This window comes from Vibrio sp. 1288 (assembly GCF_033344475.1).
The window spans coordinates 1-635 of the sequence record NZ_JAWPOX010000676.1 but is presented as its reverse complement, the minus strand read 5'-3'; the positions used below and the strand labels follow the sequence as shown (position 1 = coordinate 635).

The window sequence follows — 635 nt, the reverse complement described above, 5'->3', positions numbered from 1 at the left end:
ACAAGCCAAACTGGCAAATGACCATCCAATAGGTGATGACCGCCATCAACCAAAAGTGCGCCAACGCCGATATCAAAGAAATCGATAAATGCACTACCAATGTTAATCGAGAACATAAACATTAGGTACATCACAACAAAGAAGAATGGAATCCCCACCCACTTGTTCAAAATAAACTGATCAAGTTTTTCGGTAACACTGCGGCTGAGTTTGCCTTCACTGCGGCGAACTTTTTTACATTGTTCGTGCAGATGTGTGTATTTGGTATCCGCAACGTGTAAATCAATATCCAAATCTAAAGTCGCAATCGCTTCCAGTACTTTGCTTCTATCAAGATCGGAAAGGCTATTGAGAACCATCGTGTCTTTTTCTAGAGCACGAATCGCTAATGCGCGATGAGAAACGGTTTGATCGTTAAATAGAGAAGAAATATGCTCGATCGCTGCTTCCATCTTATCGCCGTAATTCAAAGAGCAGTCTGTTAGCGCAACACCCTGAACTATGGCTTTGTGGAGCTTTTCTTTAAACTCAGCAACTTGTGCTTTATTAGTGGCAGACAAACTGATCACTGGGCAACCTAACGTCTTTTCTAACTCGGCAATGTTGATCATCTGACGTTCACGCTTTAACGCATC

The 635-nt window shown here is 42.2% G+C and carries 1 pseudogene; it reads right to left on the bottom strand.

Annotated features, from left to right (window positions below):
• A pseudogene (locus R8O11_RS28720) lies at positions 1 to 635 on the bottom strand (ferrous iron transporter B); the annotation flags it as partial.